Annotated in this window: 13 protein-coding genes; 3 read left to right on the plus strand and 10 right to left on the minus strand. The window is 42.4% G+C overall.

Features of this window, described 5'->3' with window-relative positions; translation table 11 throughout:
- Positions 1–81: 81 nt before the first annotated feature.
- The 3 genes from ACNURT_RS00765 to ACNURT_RS00775 all read right to left on the minus strand — a co-directional run bounded on the left by ACNURT_RS00765 (position 82) and on the right by ACNURT_RS00775 (position 7,370).
- Complete coding sequence (locus tag ACNURT_RS00765; RefSeq protein WP_419700124.1) at positions 82–2,463, minus strand: ABC transporter permease; 2,382 nt, start codon at positions 2,461–2,463, stop codon at positions 82–84.
- 49 nt (positions 2,464–2,512) lie between these two features.
- The gene (locus ACNURT_RS00770) at positions 2,513–4,909 is read right to left on the minus strand and encodes an ABC transporter permease (protein ID WP_419700125.1); all 2,397 of its coding nucleotides are present in this window, start codon (positions 4,907–4,909) and stop codon (positions 2,513–2,515) included.
- An 88-nt stretch (positions 4,910–4,997) separates the two neighbouring features.
- A complete protein-coding gene (locus ACNURT_RS00775; protein WP_419700126.1) occupies positions 4,998–7,370 on the minus strand; it encodes an ABC transporter permease in 2,373 nt (790 codons plus the stop codon).
- A 295-nt stretch (positions 7,371–7,665) separates the two neighbouring features.
- On the opposite strand from ACNURT_RS00775, the gene ACNURT_RS00780 reads away from it, so the two are divergent.
- Entirely contained in the window at positions 7,666–10,170 is a 2,505-nt protein-coding gene (locus ACNURT_RS00780) for a M1 family aminopeptidase (RefSeq protein ID WP_419700127.1), read from the plus strand.
- Between the two features lie 230 nt (positions 10,171–10,400).
- Here the strand turns inward: ACNURT_RS00780 and pyrH are convergent, their stop codons facing one another.
- The 6 genes from pyrH to rplM form a co-directional block, all read right to left on the minus strand.
- Positions 10,401–11,105 (minus strand): UMP kinase, encoded by a 705-nt coding sequence (gene pyrH, locus ACNURT_RS00785; RefSeq protein WP_090469938.1) that lies wholly within the window; start codon positions 11,103–11,105, stop codon positions 10,401–10,403.
- Positions 11,106–11,334: 229 nt separating this feature from the next.
- Entirely contained in the window at positions 11,335–12,456 is a 1,122-nt protein-coding gene (gene nagA, locus ACNURT_RS00790; protein WP_419700128.1) for an N-acetylglucosamine-6-phosphate deacetylase, read from the minus strand.
- 173 nt (positions 12,457–12,629) lie between these two features.
- A complete protein-coding gene (gene tsf, locus ACNURT_RS00795; RefSeq protein ID WP_370998439.1) occupies positions 12,630–13,481 on the minus strand; it encodes a translation elongation factor Ts in 852 nt (283 codons plus the stop codon).
- Positions 13,482–13,697: 216 nt separating this feature from the next.
- Positions 13,698–14,558: a 30S ribosomal protein S2 gene (gene rpsB / locus ACNURT_RS00800; RefSeq protein WP_370998438.1), complete on the minus strand. Its 861-nt coding sequence runs from the start codon at positions 14,556–14,558 to the stop codon at positions 13,698–13,700.
- An 18-nt stretch (positions 14,559–14,576) separates the two neighbouring features.
- Positions 14,577–14,963 carry a 30S ribosomal protein S9 gene (rpsI, locus tag ACNURT_RS00805; RefSeq protein ID WP_076371737.1) on the minus strand — a complete coding sequence of 129 codons (387 nt, stop codon included), beginning with the start codon at positions 14,961–14,963 and terminating at the stop codon, positions 14,577–14,579.
- A gap of 25 nt (positions 14,964–14,988) precedes the next feature.
- Positions 14,989–15,426 carry a 50S ribosomal protein L13 gene (gene rplM / locus ACNURT_RS00810; RefSeq protein ID WP_370998436.1) on the minus strand — a complete coding sequence of 146 codons (438 nt, stop codon included), beginning with the start codon at positions 15,424–15,426 and terminating at the stop codon, positions 14,989–14,991.
- Positions 15,427–16,029: 603 nt separating this feature from the next.
- Between rplM and ACNURT_RS00815 the strand changes: the two genes are divergently transcribed.
- Positions 16,030–17,274 (plus strand): BamA/TamA family outer membrane protein, encoded by a 1,245-nt coding sequence (locus ACNURT_RS00815; RefSeq protein WP_419700129.1) that lies wholly within the window; start codon positions 16,030–16,032, stop codon positions 17,272–17,274.
- Between the two features lie 106 nt (positions 17,275–17,380).
- Here ACNURT_RS00815 and ACNURT_RS00820 read toward each other — a convergent pair whose 3' ends face one another.
- A complete protein-coding gene (locus tag ACNURT_RS00820; RefSeq protein ID WP_419700130.1) occupies positions 17,381–17,791 on the minus strand; it encodes an SPW repeat domain-containing protein in 411 nt (136 codons plus the stop codon).
- A 316-nt stretch (positions 17,792–18,107) separates the two neighbouring features.
- Between ACNURT_RS00820 and ACNURT_RS00825 the strand changes: the two genes are divergently transcribed.
- Complete coding sequence (locus tag ACNURT_RS00825; protein WP_419700131.1) at positions 18,108–18,245, plus strand: hypothetical protein; 138 nt, start codon at positions 18,108–18,110, stop codon at positions 18,243–18,245.
- The last annotated feature ends 58 nt before the right edge of the window (positions 18,246–18,303 follow it).

An 18,303-nucleotide genomic window follows, 5' to 3' on the forward strand; every position in this document is an offset into this window, starting at 1 on the left:
TCTCTTAAATTCTAAATACTAACACCTAAACTCTAAAATGGGCTACGTCTTTTTCCTCAAAACTCACCACTCACTACTTCCCTACTCGCTCCTCAAACTTTTTACCGGGTTAGCCAGTGCTGCCCTGATACTCTGATAACTTATAGTTAACAGGGTTATCATAATAGCCCCTGCGCCAGTTGCTGCGAATACCCACCAGGAAAGTTCGGCCCGGTAAGTGTAATGCTGCAGCCAGTTATGCATAAAATAGTAAGTAACAGGTGTGGCTATAAACAATGCAATAAGCACCAATAATACAAAGTCCTTAGACATTAAGCGCCAAAGACCAAACACACTTGCACCCAAAACTTTGCGTACTCCAATTTCCTTTACCCGCTGCTCAGCTACAAATGATGCCATACCAAATAAGCCCAAACAGCTGATAAAAATAGCCAGCATAGCAAATGAGCTTGCCAGCTTGCCTATGCGTTCTTCAGTAGCAAATTTTCGGGCGTACGCATCATCCGCAAAGCGATATGTGAACGGCACCGAAGGTGAATAAGTTTTACAAACCGCTTCGATCTTGCCAAGTGCCTCATGTGTGCTTATCTTCGGATTTATTTTGATCAGGATATCATCCATGGCACCTCTACCTATTCGGAAGATAGTTTGCTTCACCGGCTCATAAGGCGATTCCATCACCATATCTTTCACTACGCCAATTACGGTCATATCCCATTTCCCTATCCGCACTATTTCGCCAACAGGGTTTTTCAGCCCCATATATTTTACGGCAGCTTCATTCAACACAATCGCTGTAGAATCGGCAACAGATTGGCTGGAAAAATCACGGCCATTTGTAAATTGCCAGCCCACCGTTTTACCGTAGTTTGTGGTAACGTTGATATTGCCAAAGAAAGAGGTCATGGATGGATCTTTTCCTTTCCAGCTAACATCGCCCCGGTGATTGTTTACCCCGGTAGTTGAACTGGATGATTCCGCTATTTCGGCTATTGCCCCTGATTGAAGCAAGTCGGTACGCAAGGCATCAAAATGTTTATGCAGGTCATCGTTAGTCACCTGGATATCAACAAGACCATCCCGGCTGTATCCCACCGGTCTGTTCTTGGCAAATTGTACCTGTTTAAAAACAATAATAGTCCCAATGATGAGGATAACAGACACCGTAAACTGCGTCACCACCAAAATTTTACGCGGAAGCGCTGCGAAGCGGCCCGCCTTAAAAGTACCTTTCAACACTTTAACCGGGTTAAATGACGAAAGATACAAAGCCGGATAAAGCCCGGAAATTGTACCCGTAAACAGTGTAAACCCGATACCAGCCGCCCAGAAAAGCGGAGCGCTCCATAAAATAGTCATCTGTTTATTGGCAACATCGTTAAACCACGGCATAGCCAGCCAAACCAACACCAACGATAAGGTAAAAGCTAAAGCAGCTATCAGGAACGACTCACAGAAGAATTGTTTGATCAACTGTCCTCGCAATGAACCTACCGCTTTGCGTATACCTACCTCTTTGGCCCTCTTTTCGCTGCGGGCTGTACTCAGGTTCATAAAATTGATACAGGCCAGCAATAACACAAATATGCCGATGATACCAAAAAGCCATACATATTGGATAGCGCCGCCCGTGTTAACGCCATTTTTAAATTCGGCATATAAATGCCATTTGCTCATCGGTTGAAGAAATAGTTGAGGATTGAATTTTTTATCTTCCCGCTCCAGTTTATCGAGCTTAACATTTTTTATCTTTTCGGAAACTTTGGCCATATCCGCATGATCGGCTATCTGCACATACATAAACAGGGAGTTATCGCCCCAATCAGTCGGTGATCTTTCATTGCCCGGAGCATGAATGTAATATTCCCAGGGACCAATAAATGCAACATCGTGCAAGGTGGTATTGCCAGGCAGATCTTCATAAACCCCCGAAACTTTAAAACCGTCCTTATTATCCATCCGGATGATCTTATTCATGGGGTCGGCGTTCCCAAACAATGCTTTAGCCACCGACTGCGAGATGAGTATAGAAGAACGGTCTTTTAATCCGTCGCGTGAGCCTTGTACCATCCTAAGCGAAAATATCTCCGGCGCTTCGGCACCCATAAAATTCCCTTTAAAGGAAAGCTTCTTATCAGCAACATTCAAAATATGGCTGCTTGTCCATGACAATAAGGCTATATGTTTAAAATCGCTTCCATAACTTTTGCGCAGTTCGGCATCTAAAGGTAAAGGAATGGGCTCGCCTGTGTTGATAGTACCATTAAAAACTTCGTTTTGCATCACTATGGCTACACGGTCGTAGTTCTGATGGTATTTATCAAACGATAACTCATCCCAAATCCATAACCCAATGAGCATAGCTACAGCCATGCCCACGGCAAGCCCACCAACATTAATAAAGGACGAAGCCTTATTCTTGATCAGGTTTCTCCAGGCGATCTTTAAATAGTTTTTGATCATGTTGTACGTTTTATGTTGTACGTAATACGTTTCTTTTGCTTTCAGCTTATCATTCGCTTCTCAAACTCTTTACCGGATTTGCCAGTGCCGCCTTAATAGCCTGGAAACTTACCGTAACCAGGGTTATGGCTATAGCGCCTGCTGCTGATACCCCGAATATCCACCATGGAATTGCTGACCTGTAGGTATAACCTTGCAGCCAGCCATGCATAAAATAATAGGCTACGGGTGATGCGATAACGAAGGATATTATAACCAGTATTACAAAATCTGTTGATAGCAGGCGCCACAGATTAAATACCGATGCCCCTAAAACTTTGCGGACACCTATTTCTTTAACCCTTTGCTCGGCCATAAAGGTGGCCATACCAAATAAGCCCAAACAGCTAATGAATATAGCCAGGAAGGCAAAAAAGCTGGATAACTTACCTATCCGCGTCTCTTCGCCGAACTTTTTGGCGTATTCCTCATCGGCAAACTTATAATCAAACGGCGCTGCCGGTGAGTATTTCTGGAAGATAGCCCCAATCTTTTCCAGCGCCTCATGCGGGCTTGATTTAGGATTGAGCTTTACCGTTATCACCCCGTCGGGATCTTTATCCAGGTAAAAAAATGTTTGCTTAACCGGCTCATAGGGCGAACTCATGAGCATATCTTTAATAACACCTATCACCCTGAATGGCTTGTCGCCCCATTTCACAATTTCGCCAACCGGGTTTTTAAAATTCATGAATTTCGCGGCGGCTTCGTTGATAACAATGCCCGATGAATCCGTCAAAAATGCTTTTGAGAAATCGCGGCCGTCTTTAAACTGCCAGCCAACTGTTTTTCCAAAATCATCAGTTACGCCAACGGTCGCAAAATCATCCTGCATACCGGGAGCTTTTCCTTTCCAGTCGAACCCGCTGTTATTGCTCCATACACCGGTCACAGGGCTTCCCGATTCGCTTGCCTGCAGCGCGGCACCCGATTGTATTAACTCATCTTTAAATGCGGCATAATGGCTATGTATATCGTTTGTTTTTTCTACCACGTATATCAGGCCGTCCCTGCTATAACCTATTGGCCTGTTTTTGGCAAACTGTATCTGCCTGAAAACGATAATGGTGCCGATGATGAGCGTTACAGAAACCGTAAACTGCAATACCACTAATACTTTACGGGGTATAGCCGCCAACCGGCCAACTTTAAACGTACCTTTTAATACTTTAATAGGCTTAAATGAGGACAAATAAAGAGCCGGATAACTTCCCGCGATAATACCCGATATCAGGCTGAATAGAAGGCCAAGCGTCCAAAACCATGGATTGCTCCATAATATATCCATTTTTTTATCTGCCACCCCATTAAACCAGGGTAGCGCCAGCATAACCAGTATAATGGAAAGCACAAAGGCAAAAGCCACGATCAGCATCGACTCCATAAAAAACTGCCAGATGAGCTGTACACGCTGCGAGCCTATAGCCTTACGGATACCTACTTCCTTTGCCCGCTTTTCTGACCGTGCCGTGCTCAGGTTCATGAAGTTGATACAGGCCAGTAACAATACAAACACACCGATAATGCCAAACATCCACACAAACTGGATACTGCCGCCGGTGTTGATCCCATTTTTAAACTCCGAGTATAAATGCCATTTATACATGGGATGCAGGAAAACGGCTGGCTTAACATCGGCCCCAAACTTATCACCCTGGGCGGTTATATTGATCAGTTTGACGTCCTTGATCTTAGCCGACACCTTTTGCCAGTCGGCATTGGGAGCTAATTGCGCAAATATTTGCCATGAATTATTGCCCCAGCGGGTTGCGGCATTTTTAAGCCAGGGCATGCTGGTCATGTACAAATCCCAGGGTGCAAAAAAGGTGATATCCTTAAACTGGGTATTATTGGGCATATCTTCATAAACGCCAGTTACTTTAACCACCCATTGGTTGTCAATTTTCAGCGTTTTATCCATTGGATCGGCATCTCCAAAAAGTGTTTTTGCCAATGATGCATTAATGACGATAGATGAAGGGTCTTTTAATCCGCCGCGCGTACCTTTGATCATTTTAAGGGTAAGCATATCAGGCATTTCGGGCTGCACGTAATTGCCCAGTTGGGTAAACTTCTTATCGCCATAAGTGATAATGTGCTCCTGGGTCCAGGTAGAAAGCACTATGTGTTTAAAGTCACTTTTATATGATTCGCGCAACTTTGTACCCAGTGGAATGGGCATAGCCGTCTGACTGCCAACTTCGCCGTTAAAGGTTTGATGCTGCCAAACCTGTACAAGCCTGTCATAGTTGGCAAAGTACTTATTATAGGAAAGCTCATCCCAGATCCATAAACTAATGAGCATCACCACTGCCATGCCAACCGACAAGCCAGCTACATTGATAAAGCTGTGGACCTTATTTTTGATGAAGTTACGCCAGGCAATTTTTAAATAGTTCTTGATCATGATTTTTAAAATTCTAAAATCTAAACACTTAAACTCTAAAAACTAATTTCTAAATCCGAAATCGAGCATCCCAATTCCGAAATCAAGCTTATTCGCTCCTTAAACTCTTCACCGGGTTTATCAGCGCCGTTTTCGCAGCCTGGAAACTTACGGTCGCCAGGGCTATCAATATGATCATCCCCCCCGAAAGGGCGATCATCCATAATTCAATACTGGTATGATAGGCAAAACTCTGCAGCCACTTGTTCATGGCGTACCAGGCTATAGGCGAAGCAATAACCAGGGCAATAAATACCAGTACCAAAAATTCAGATGATAACAGGTTGAAAAGCGACCCAACACTGGCACCCAACACTTTGCGGATACCGATCTCTTTTACCCGTTGCTCGGCAGTAAACATAGCTAAACCTAAAAGTCCCAGGCACGAAATAAAAATAGCCAGGAAAGCAAACGCATTGGCCAGCTTACCTACTATCTGTTCGCTGCGGTACAGCTTCTGATATTCCTCGTCAGAGAAATAATAATTAAACGGGAACGCAGGGTTGATCTGTTTGCACAGCGTTTCCAGGCTGGCAAGCGCCTGTTTGGTTTTACCCGGCTCTGTACGGATAAGTAAATTGCCATAGGTACCACTTTTACCCAGCCAAATGATCAAAGGATTGATCTGCTCGTGCATGGAATCGAAATGAAAATCCTTAACCACGCCAATGATAGTACCTTTATTATCCCATAAGGTTAATGATTTACCGATAGGATTAGTGTAGCCTATTCTTTTTAAAGCCGTTTCGTTGATGATGTAGCCGGCAGTATCTGTAGGGAAATCTTTGGAGAAATCGCGCCCGGCTGCCATCTTTAATTTTAGTGTGCTTATATAATCATAACCAACAGCGCTTTGGTTAAACCTGATCCGGAGATCGGGGTCTTTCCCGGCCCAGTCAACACCAACTGTTCCACTGGTTATTTGTGTAGGTCTCGCGCCCGAAACACTGACCGCCTGGATCCCCGGCATTTTTAAAGCTTCCTGCTTAAACAGATCATATTGTGATGAAAGCTCGCCATCTACCGGTATAAAAATGAGGTTCTCCCGGTCATAACCTAAATTGCGCGATTGAATAAAGTTCATTTGCCGGGCCACCACAATAGTAGCCGTTACCAATACTACAGAAAGCACAAACTGAAAAACCACCAATCCTTTACGGAACAAGGTGGTACCAGCCTCAAGTTTAAGTGTACCTTTTAAAACCGCAACCGGATTAAATGACGACAGGAACAGAGCAGGGTAGCTACCGGAAACAAGACCGGTAATAAGTGTAAGCGATATAAGTTTTAGCCAAAACCCGGCTTGATCAAATGGCAGTGCAATTTGTTTTTGGGTTACCTGGCTAAATAAGGGCAATAGCAAAACCAATAACATTAAGGAAATGGCTACCGCAAGCGTAGTAACAAATAACGATTCGCCGATGAATTGTTTGATCAGTACCGATCGTACCGCACCAACAACTTTCCGTACGCCAATCTCGCGGGCTCTTTTTACCGACCGTGCCGTGGTGAGGTTCATAAAATTGATACAAGCTATCAATAAAATAAAAACAGCCACAATACTAAACAGATTTACATATTCAATACGCCCGGCACTCAGTTTACCGTCTTCAAAAGTACCGTGAAGATACTCCTGATCATGGCGTTGTATAGCTAACTCAACTGTAAAAGTCCCTTTCTTTTGGCTCTTGTTATAGTTGTCCAGAAAGTGGGTTATTTTTTTCTCAAACAAAGCGGGGTCAGCATCAGCGCGAAGCATAATGCTGGTGTAAGGCCCGTTATTGTTCCAGTCTTTTGAACTTGGGTTTTCCTCAAGGAAGGCATACCAGTTCATTACATATTCAAATTTATTAGAGGCGTTGGCAGGTACATCATCAAATACCGCCGTTATTTTTAAATCTTTTTTATTTTCATAGCGTATGGTTTTACCTATGGCGGCTTCAGGGCTTCCAAAAAAGTCGCGGGCCATTTTACGCGATATGGCTAAACTAAGCGGTGAATTTAAAGCGGCTTTAACCGTACCCTGTAAAAGCGGATAACTGAACATTTTGAAAAAATCGTCGCCGGCGGCCGCGCCATCCAGTTTTAATATTTTATCCCCAGCCTTAAAGGTACCTTGCTCGTAATAAGTGGCATTAACAGCATATTCAACCTGCGGGAGCACCTTTTTCATTTCATCGGCCAAAACACCAGGGGTGCGGAATTGCCCTGAAATTTTATGATCAAAATACCGGCGCTCGTATACATTATACAAGCGGGATTTATTTTTATGAAAAGCATCAACACTTAACTCATTCTGCACCCAAAGCATAATAAGCAGGCTACAAGCCAAACCAATGGAAAGACCGGCGATGTTTATAAATGTATGTGCCTTGTTTCTGAGCAGATTACGCCAGGCAATTTTTAAATAATTCTTGATCATATTAAAAGCTTGTATTGTTGCGTCTTCCACTTAGGCTAAAATATTGTGCCATTTATTTAAACTTCTATAAATCAATCAGTTAAATAACAAAAACAACTCATACTGTTCGAATCCGTACAGGTGGTGTTCGCTTTTATGCGGATGTATACCGAAATAAATTTTATCCGTAGTAACATATAGTACACATAAAGCGTCATAACTACTTAACGTAATCCGTTTAAACCGGGAATGTGCCAAATTCACAATTACGCCCCTTGTTTTATATTTTTTAAAGGCAAAATACTAATATTGCTCTATGACTGATCTCAAACCATTTTCAACACTGCTGTTAGCCTGTGCGTTAACGGCAACTCTCATCCCATCGTACGCCCAGCAGGCGCCGAAACCGGACGATCCGGAAATGAAAATTTACCGTGCAGTACCAACCAAGGTTAACGACCTGGTACATACCAAACTCGATGTGCGTTTTGATTATAAGAAACGTTACCTGTATGGCAAAGAGTGGGTTACCTTAAAACCCCATTTTTACCCGACCGACAGCTTAAGGCTTGATGCCAAAGGCATGGATCTTAAAAATATATCGGTGGTAAAAAACGGTAAAAATATCCCGCTGAAGTTTACTTACCAGGATAGCCTTTCGGTAGCCATAAAACTGGATAAGGTTTATCATAACAACGAAAACTATACCATTTACATTGATTACACGGCTAAGCCAAACGAGCTAAAATCAAAAGGCAGCGCCGCTATCAACGATGCCAAGGGTTTGTATTTCATCAACCCGGACGGTACCGAAAAGGATAAACCAACACAGATTTGGACACAAGGCGAAACCGAAAGCTCCTCGGCCTGGTTCCCGACCATTGATAAGCCAAGTCAAAAAACTACCGAAGAGATCACCATGACCGTACCCTCCAGGTACGTTACCCTATCCAACGGAAAACTGGTATCACAAAAAACCAATGCCAATGGTACCCGTACCGATTACTGGAAAATGGATCTCCCACACTCGCCATACCTGTTCATGATGGCCGTTGGCGACTTCAAGATCTATAAAGACAAATGGCGCGATAAAGAGGTAAACTATTACCTGGAGCCCAAATATGCTCCTTACGCCAAGGAAATATTCGGATTTACGCCCGAGGTGATCGAGTTTTACTCCAAAACCTTAGGTGTTGATTATCCATGGAACAAATACGCCCAGATAGTGGTACGTGATTATGTAAGCGGCGCTATGGAAAATACCACGGCTACCTTACACGGTGAATATGTACAGGGCACACACCGCGAATTGCTTGATGCATACTATAACGATGGCCGCAGTACCATTGTGCATGAGCTTTTTCACCAGTGGTTTGGCGATTATGTTACTGCCGAAAGCTGGAGCAACCTAACCGTGAACGAATCATTTGCTAACTTTAGCGAAACCCTTTGGGCCGAACATAAATATGGCAAAGATGCCGGCGACGAGCATAACCATAATGACATGTTAACCTATTTCAGGTCGCCTGAGGGCAAAAACAAGGATCTTGTACGTTTTCATTATGACGACAAGGAAGATGTTTTTGATGCAGTTACCTATCAAAAAGGTGGTCGTATTTTAAATATGCTGCGTAACTATTTGGGCGATGCCGCCTTTTTCAAAGGGCTGGGTATTTACCTCAAAACAAATGCCTTCAAAAATGGCGAAGCCCAGCAATTACGCCTGGCATTGGAAGAAGCCAGCGGCCTGGATCTGAACTGGTATTTTAACCAATGGTATTATGGTGCCGGTCATCCAATTTTAACCATCAGCTATAAATGGGACGATGCTACCAAAACCCAAACCGTTTACCTGCAGCAAAACCAGGATGGCCAAACCTTTAAATTGCCTATGGCTATTGATATTTATGCCGGCGGTAAAAAAGAACGCCATAAAGTGTGGATGAATGATAAGGCTGATACGTTAACCTTCCACGTGGCTACCAAACCCGACCTGGTGAATGTGGATGGCGATAAAATTTTGCTGGCCAAAAAAACCGACAATAAAAGTATAGAGGAGTTCTCCTACCAGTACTTTAACGCGCCTTTGTATATGGACAGGTTTGAGGCCATTGAGGCTGCTGCCACCAATCAAAAGGAAAAAGCTAATCAAAAAATTATCATAGCCGCTTTAAAAGACAAATACTATGGCTTGCGTATCAAAGCTATCAGGGCATTGAACCTCACCAATGACGATATCCGAACCGCGGCACAACCGGTATTGGCTTCATTGGCACAAACCGATGATAATAACCTGGCCAAAGCGGCAGCTATCTCCGCTTTAGGTAAGTTAAATGCTTCTGGTAATATAACCTTGTTCAAACAGGCCCTTAACAGCGAGTCATACGCGGTGCAGGGAGCCGCATTAACAGCGCTTAGCCAGGTAGATGCACCCGAAGCCTTAAAACAAGCCAAAGCATTCGAGAAAGATAATAAAGGCGCTTTAACAACCGCTATATTTAGCCTGTACGCCACAAAAGGAGGAACAGCCGAGTGGCCTTACGTATTTGATACCTTTAAAAATGGTACTATTAACAATAAGTTCGCCAGCGTAAGAGTATTTGCCGATATGATTGGCAGGGTTGAAAAGCCGGAATATGCTCAACAGGGTATTGCTGAACTTAAAGAGTTTGGTATTAAATATAAAATGTACGGTGCCGACAAATTTATAGCGACCACAATGCAAACTATCAAAACACAACGTACACAGTTAAATGATACCGCATCGGCCACCGCTGCAGATAATGTAGCTAAGGAACTTGGTGGTGCTGACGTTAAATAATCTCACTGCTATTTAAACAAAAAGGCCGCCATTTTATGGCGGCCTTTTTCGTTGTTTCATCCCCCACGTCATTTGCGAGGCATAGAGGAAAAGCCTCACCCAACCCTCTCCAAAGGAGAGGGCTTTAAAATACTTTTTTGAAGTCTCCCCCTTTGGGGGAGATTTAGAGGGGGCTTCTGCTTCGTACCTCGCAATGACGCGCAGAAAGGAAGCTCTTGTTGAAATTCTTTTTAGTGTACCAGCGTACCCACAGCTTCGCCCTGGGCTATTTTCATGAAATTACCTGATTGGTTCATGTCAAACACAATAATTGGTAGTTTATTTTCGCGGCAAAGGGTTATGGCGGTCATGTCCATTACGTTGAGGCCTTTATCATAAACTTCCTGGAATGAGATCTCGTCGTAACGTGTAGCTGATGGATCTTTCTCTGGGTCGGCAGTGTATATACCATCAACACGGGTACCTTTCAGTACCACATCGGCTTTAATTTCAATAGCACGTAGTGAAGCTGCTGTATCGGTAGTAAAATAAGGGTTACCTGTACCGGCGCCAAATATCACAATTTTGCCCACCTCTAAATGGTGCATGGCACGACGGCGAATATAAGGCTCACAGATCTGCTCCATCTTTATGGCCGATTGCAGGCGTGTTTCCACCCCAATGCTTTCCAGCGCGTTTTGCAGCGCCATGCAGTTAATTACTGTCGCCAGCATGCCCATGTAATCAGCCTGGGCACGTTCCATACCCGATTTCTCGGCACTTAATCCTCTGAAAATATTACCGCCACCAACAACAATCGCAATTTCAATACCTGCATCATATACGTTTTTAATGTCATGGGCATATTGCAATACCTGGTTGTTATCAATACCGTATTGCCTTGCGCCCATAAGCGATTCGCCCGAAAGTTTGAGTAAGATTCTTTTATACTTCATCTGGTGTGGTTTGTTATGAATAGAAATAGATGTAATAGGAATAGACAGAACCTGCTTGCGTTTATATCATGAATTGATAAAGCTCTGTTCATATAATGGGTAGTTCGGCAAAAATAAAGAATAAAAGCCAGTGTTAAAATTTTATGTTGTCTTTGTTAAAAAAATAGACACGAATTAGCTCCAGTTTTTTCGAATTTCACAAATAAGAAGGCCATTCGTGTAATTCGCTTCAATTAGTGTGCTTAATGCTTATTCCTTTTAGTATAGTCTCCTTTACTTCAAACTCCGCATTAAAAACAACCAGATCTGCATCAAAGTTTTTCTCAATTTTACCTTTTTTTGTTTGTTTGGCTAATTGCGCCGCATATAAGGATGCCATGTTTACCGCCTCGGCCAAGTCAATGCCAACCTTTTTTACACAGTTTTCAACCGCCTTTAACATGGTTAAGGTAGAGCCTGACAGCGTGCCATCGGGCATGGTATATCTATCGCCCCTTAATTCATGCTGATAGGCCCCTTCTTTAGTAGAGGTAACGGCATCAGTTATTAAAAAAAGCTTATCACCCAATTCGCGTTTAGCCAAGCGGATCATCGCAAAATCTACATGGATGCCATCAGCCACCACGCTGGTATATGGCCGCTCTTCAAAAATAGCAGGGATATAACCCGGCTCACGGTGGTGCATCTGCGGCATGGCGTTAAACAGGTGAGTTACCGCTTGTACCGGTTTATTTAAAAATGATTTCCCTTCGGCATAAGTAGCATTACTGTGGCCTGATGAAATAATGATGCCCTGGTTAAACAGGTAATCGATTACCTCCTGATCCTGCAGCTCGGGCGCTATGGTGATCATTTTTATCACGCCATCGGCACGTTCCAACCAGCCCTTCACTTCGACCAAGGTAGCTTTCTTGATAAATTTTTCAGGATGCGCCCCTTTTTTTACCGGGTTCAGGTAAGGCCCTTCCAGGTGTAAGCCCCAGAAAGCACCTTTACTTTGGGTACGGTATATTTTGGCAGCATCGATTCCCGCCTCCACAATATCATTGGTATTGGTACCAATGGTAGCAAACACACCGGTGGTTCCCTGGTTCAGCAGGTCGTTTTCCAACTGCGCCAACGCCTCAACCGTGGGTTTACCTGCAAACAGCTGTCCGCCGCTGCCGTATATCTGCAAATCGATAAATCCGGGAGCAAGGTAGTTACCCTGCAGATCCTTCTTTACAGCATCCTGCGGAATGGCAGTATCTGCAATAACATCAATGATCTGGCCATCTGAAATTAAAACGGCTTTACCTTCGGTGATCTGGCCACCAGAAATCAGTTTAAGATTGTGAAGCGTTGTTATCATGATATTTTATTTCACCAAACCGTCATTGGGAGGTACGAAGCAATCTCTACGTAGGCAAATCAAATGTGCATATTTCCTCTGTAAAGCATAAAGATTGCTTCGTACCTCGCAATGACGCGCGGATTTTTATTGCAAAAAAAATCCCCCTCGTTAAAACGAGGGGGATAAAATATTTAAGCTCCTAAAGCTACTCGCTTAAAGGCGGTTACTGTTAACCCCTTTTCAACAGAGCTCAGGAACTGAGCAACGCTTTTGGATGAATCTTTTACAAACTCCTGGTTTAACAGGGTTGAGTCTTTGTAGAATTTGTTCAGCTTACCTAAAGAAATTTTTTCAACCATTTCTTCTGGTTTGCCTTCTGCACGGATCTGATCTTTAGCGATCTCTAATTCGCGCTCAACAGTAGTAGCATCAACACCGTCTTTATCAACCGCGATTGGGTTCATAGCGGCAATTTGCATTGCTACGTCTTTACCAGCTTCATCGGCACCTTCAGGGTTAGCATTTAAAGCAACCAATACACCTAAACGGAAGTTACCGTGTACATAAGCGATAATTTTTTCGCCTGTGATCACTTCTAATTTAGATACACCAATCTTTTCGCCTATTTTACCTGTTTTGTCGATAACCGCTTCACCAATAGTAGTGGTGGTAGCATCAACATCTATAGAAAGGGCATAAAGCTCTTCGATACTTTTGGGTTGGTTTTCAACTGCTTTGTTTGCAATTTCATTTGCAAAAGCAATAAATTCAGCATTTTTAGCCACGAAATCAGTTTCGCAGTTAAGCTCAACAATAACGCCGGTTTTACCATCAGCAGAAGTGCGTGAAATAACAACGCCTTCGTTTGATTCCCTGTCCTGACGGCTTGCTGCAACTTTAGCGCCTTTTTTTCTTAAAAAATCGATAGCTGCTTCAAAATCACCGTTAGTTTCGGTTAATGCTTTTTTGCAATCCATCATACCGGCACCAGTTTGCTGGCGCAGTTTGTTTACGTCGGCTGCAGATATTTGTACTGTAGACATCTTTATTAGTTTTAAGTAGTGAGTTTTAAGTTATCAGTTGGCCGCTAAATTAGAGCCTCACTATAACCTGTAACTATTTTTATTATTAAAATTATGGGTCGTGAATTGCAGATATAAAAACTTATAACGCACAACCTCTAAAAGTTAAAAGTCGTAAGTATGAAGTCCAAAGTCTAAATACTTCAGACTCGCGACTCCGTACTTACGACTTCAATATTACTCTTCTGTTTCGGCAGCAGGAGCTTCGGTATCGGCATCTGCTACAACGTCTGCTACTTCAGCAGTTTTGCGGGCTCTTTTACCACCTTCAGCTCTGTCAGCTACTTCAGGAGCATCAGCTTTTGCTTTAGCAACAGCTGCTTCTTTTTCAGCTTCGTCTTCTTTCTCACGTTTGCGTTCGTCCAAACCTTCTTCGATAGCTTTGATGATAATGCTGGTGATCAATGAAATTGATTTGGTAGCATCATCATTCGCAGGGATCGGGAAATCGATGTTTGAAGGATCAGAGTTGGTATCAACCATAGCAAATGTAGGGATGTTCAACTTTAATGCTTCAGAAACCGCGATGTGCTCTTTCTTAACGTCAATCAGGAATAATGCTGCAGGTAAACGGTTCAAGTCAGAGATACCACCTAAAAGGGTTTCTAATTTGATACGCTCACGCTGAATCATCAGTCTTTCTTTTTTAGAAAGGTTGCTGTAAGTACCGTCTTTAGTCAATTTATCGATGTTTGACATCTTTTTGATCGACTTACGTACAGTTGCAAAGTTAGTTAACATACCACCTAACCAACGCTCGGTGATGTATGGCATGTTTACGCTTTTTGCATAATCGGCAACAATATCTTTCGCTTGTTTCTTTGTAGCTACGAATAATACCTTACGGCCTGATTTTACAATTTGTTTTATAGCTGAAGCAGCTTCTTCAACCTTAGTTAAGGTTTTATTTAAATCGATAATGTGGATACCGTTGCGCTCCATGAAAATGTACTGTGACATTTTCGGATCCCATTTGCGGGTAAGGTGACCAAAGTGTACACCTGCATCCAGTAAATCCTGATATGTTGTTCTTGCCATTTTGTTGTCCTCCTTTGATTAACGTTTACTGAATTGGAATCTCTTACGTGCTTTCTTACGACCTGGTTTTTTACGCTCAACCATACGGTCATCACGTGTCATAATACCTTTAGCGCGTAGTGAAGGTTTCTTTTCAGGATCAAGTTCAACAATGGCTTTCGCAATAGCTAAACGAACGGCTTCTGCCTGTCCTTTAATACCACCACCTGCAACATTTACTTTAACATCAAATTTTCCGGTTGAACCAGAAACCTCAGTGCTCTGAGTAACGATGTATTGTAATGGCAATGTTGGGAAGTACTCTTTGTAATCTTTACCATTTACGATGATCGCACCATTTCCTTCTGAAAGGTAGATGCGGGCAACGGCTGTTTTTCTTCTGCCTGAAGTGTTAGTTGTTGGCATTTTTTTTCTCCTTTAAAATAAAAAGTTAAATGGTTGTTGGGTTTTGTGCTGCATGAGGATGCTCAGAACCTGCATACACATGCAGATTACCAAATAATGCTTTACCCAAACGATTTTTAGGTAACATACCACGCACCGCTTTTTCAATTACGCGTGTTGGATGTTTCGCCATTAACTCCTTAGGAGAAATGAAACGCTGACCACCTGGATAACCAGTGTAAGAAACATATTGCTTTGCGCTGAATTTGTTTCCGGTCAACTTTACCTTGTCTGCATTGATAACTATTACATTATCACCGCAGTCTACGTTCGGGGTGAAATCTGGCTTGGTTTTTCCACGGATGATCATGGCGATCTTCGTAGACAAGCGCCCCAAAATCTCGCCTTGTGCGTCAACAACAACCCATTGTTTGTTAACGGTTTTTTTGTTGGCTGAGACAGTTTTGTAACTTAACGTATTCACTTGCTTTAAATTAAATTGTTTAAACGTTTATTATACCCCGCATTTTCGGGACTGCAAAGATACAGCTATTTATGTTATTTACAAATGGTTTTGAGCTTTTTATTAAAGAAGTTATAGCAGCAAAAAACAATGGGCATATTCCTCTCCACGCGTCATTGCCCTAACGCTTTTTAATTATTGAATTAGTGAGTTAGTAAATTATTGATTTTTCTTTCCCCGTCAGCAGATAAGCTTCGGGCGAAAGCGGGCAGAACAATGGTGACCTGTGCGGCTGTACGAGCATTGTGACTGGCTTTCCCACGGGGATACTTTTTAAAGTTTTAAAAACATATTAAAACCGCTTTAAAATTTGTTAAAAAGTGTTAAAATCGATGTTTTTCGAGAGATTATGAGCGGTTTTTATGCTGTTTCGATAATAAATTTTTTAAAATTTAAGGTTTAAAAAGTTTTGCAGACCAAGATGTCTCTCAAAATTTAACAATCAATTATCCGGGTAGTATTTTAATCGTAACCATATAATTCTATATTAGCACTAACTCTAATTAATAAATCTAATTGACCCTGTTGATTTGCCGCTGTCGCTATGCGCTTGCCTTATGCTTAATGATCCTGAGCGCGAACATCCTGTTGGCACAAACAAGCTCCGTGGACGCCGATTCGCTGGAAACGCAAAGGGACGCCAATGGCATTTTAAGTTCATTTTTTGGAGGCAAAAGCCCCAAAGTAGATACCGGCAAAAAAAAGAAGCCCTCTACCTGGTCGGTATTACCATCAGCAGCTTATAATCCCAGCGTTGGTTTCGCCATTGGGGCTATTACATCGGGCGGTAAGTATTTTGGCAATCCGGAAAATACCACTATGTCTGTCATTAATGCGGGGGCTTATATCTCTACCAATAAGCTGTCTACGTTCGAGTTTAAGCATAACGCATTCTCGTCAGAAAATAGGTGGAACCTGCAGGGAGTGATGCAAATTGGTAAAACTATAGCTAAAGACAACGGTTTGGGCACCGGGCGCCGCAGCTTTGGCGAGGGCGATTTTCATATGGGTGGTCAGCATTATGAAAACAACCCGGATGAGTACCCGGTTCGGTACGTATACATCAAAATTAACGAGCGGATATACCGTAAACTGGCCAACAATATTTATGCGGGCGCTGGTTTAAGCTTTAACTTTTACAGTCATATTGATGACGACCGCAAAAACATACCCATAACAGCTACCCATAATTTCAGGTACAGCATTAAAAACGGTTATTCGCCGGATGCATATGCGGCCAATGGCATACTGGTTAACTTTCAGTTCAACAACCGCGACCAACCCAACCGGCCGTTCCGAGGCATTTATGCCGATGTTATTTTAAAGGAAAATGAAACCTGGCTCGGCAGCGACCGCAAAGCACTACAGCTAAAAATTGAATTCAGGAAATACTGGAGCCTGTCTGACAGTAACCCCGAGAAAGTTTTGGCTTTCTGGCATTGGGCCAATTACCTCCTTAGCGGATCCTTGCCTTATCTTGATCTCCCGGGCACGGGTAGCGATGCTTATGGCCGTATTGGGCGGGCCTTTATTATTGGGCGTTTTAAGGGGCTCTCATTTGTATATAACGAGATGGAATACCGCTTCCCGATCACGGATAATAAACTCCTAAGCGGCGTTACTTTTGTAAATATCGAATCGGCCGACAATCAACGCAACATCAAACTGCTTAGGTATTGGGAGCCGGGAGCTGGAGTAGGGTTACGATTGCTGTTTAACAAATACACCCGCTCCAACCTATGTATTGATTATGGCAGAGGCAGCTATGGCTCAAGTGGCTTTTTCTTAGGCCTTAACGAGGTATTTTAATATAAAGCTTGGCTTAGAGTCGCCTTTTTTGTAATGCCTGGAATCTGGTAAAAGAAAAGGGATGCAAAAATTTGCATCCCTTTTCTTTGTATATCTTAAATCTTACTTAGTCCTGGTAAAGTGTAGCTAAACCGCCATCGTGATGATGAACAGCTGGAGTTGAAAACCTTGAACCTTTGGTAAATGCGCCAAAGACCACGAGTAAGCCGCCCATAATTACCTGCGGCCAAAATGTAATGTGAGCGTAATCATATATCCATGGTGAGCAAAACAGGAATGAGCCGCCCAGTACATCCAAAAAGAAGTGCATTTGCAAAGGGAATTGTTTAATAAAACCAAACTGGTGATTACTAAAAATCGCCATGATCAACTGAAACCATCCTAAGATCATGGGTAACAATAAAGCTGCTCCTATTTTATGACCTTCAAAACCAAATAACCATGGTGAAATCAGTAATACAATAGCGATCACGTAGTTAAAAGCCGCATAAAGTGTTGGTGAAATAAAACTTTTCATTTTAAACGAATTGTATAATTTATCTGTATAATAGTATATGTATCAAAAACTGTGTCAAAGCTAAGAAATTATGCAGTCATTTGGTACTAAAATGTGCATAATATAAAAAGCTATTATCAATTTAAATAAGCTATCTTTAATCAGTTGCTATAAAAACCGGTCAAAGATATTGCGTTTTTAAATTAATGCAACCATTTTCTGCATTAAACCGGTCATCAACTGAATCGTCCCGGAAAAACACCTCAGTCAACAGTACTTTTTAACAGATGTAAAAATCTGCATCCTGCTATAAAAAACATTAACAAAACATAAAACTATGAGCAAAGACAGGCAAGCTATTAAGGAAAAAAAGAAACCCGCGGCCGAAGGCAGCAAAAAAGCACCCTCAGATTATCAATCCGGAAAAAAGGATTTTGTAAAGCCTATTACTGAAGGCGGTAAAAAGAAAAAATAATCCACTAAACATAAAAGCCTTTCATATATAACTATGAAAGGCTTTTTTGCGGATAAGG

The organism is Mucilaginibacter sp. NFX135 (genome assembly GCF_048565145.1).
Classification (GTDB): domain Bacteria; phylum Bacteroidota; class Bacteroidia; order Sphingobacteriales; family Sphingobacteriaceae; genus Mucilaginibacter.

What these genes read in the sequence shown, in the direction of transcription:
- ACNURT_RS00765 (WP_419700124.1), bottom strand. Translation starts at nt 2,463, where the DNA reads ATGATCAAAAACTATTTAAAGATCGCCTGGAGAAACCTGATCAAGAAT.
- ACNURT_RS00770 (WP_419700125.1), bottom strand. Translation starts at nt 4,909, where the DNA reads ATGATCAAGAACTATTTAAAAATTGCCTGGCGTAACTTCATCAAAAAT.
- ACNURT_RS00775 (WP_419700126.1), bottom strand. Translation starts at nt 7,370, where the DNA reads ATGATCAAGAATTATTTAAAAATTGCCTGGCGTAATCTGCTCAGAAAC.
- ACNURT_RS00780 (WP_419700127.1), top strand. Translation starts at nt 7,666, where the DNA reads ATGACTGATCTCAAACCATTTTCAACACTGCTGTTAGCCTGTGCGTTA.
- pyrH (WP_090469938.1), bottom strand. Translation starts at nt 11,105, where the DNA reads ATGAAGTATAAAAGAATCTTACTCAAACTTTCGGGCGAATCGCTTATG.
- nagA (WP_419700128.1), bottom strand. Translation starts at nt 12,456, where the DNA reads ATGATAACAACGCTTCACAATCTTAAACTGATTTCTGGTGGCCAGATC.
- tsf (WP_370998439.1), bottom strand. Translation starts at nt 13,481, where the DNA reads ATGTCTACAGTACAAATATCTGCAGCCGACGTAAACAAACTGCGCCAG.
- rpsB (WP_370998438.1), bottom strand. Translation starts at nt 14,558, where the DNA reads ATGGCAAGAACAACATATCAGGATTTACTGGATGCAGGTGTACACTTT.
- rpsI (WP_076371737.1), bottom strand. Translation starts at nt 14,963, where the DNA reads ATGCCAACAACTAACACTTCAGGCAGAAGAAAAACAGCCGTTGCCCGC.
- ACNURT_RS00815 (WP_419700129.1), top strand. Translation starts at nt 16,030, where the DNA reads ATGATCCTGAGCGCGAACATCCTGTTGGCACAAACAAGCTCCGTGGAC.
- ACNURT_RS00820 (WP_419700130.1), bottom strand. Translation starts at nt 17,791, where the DNA reads ATGAAAAGTTTTATTTCACCAACACTTTATGCGGCTTTTAACTACGTG.
- ACNURT_RS00825 (WP_419700131.1), top strand. Translation starts at nt 18,108, where the DNA reads ATGAGCAAAGACAGGCAAGCTATTAAGGAAAAAAAGAAACCCGCGGCC.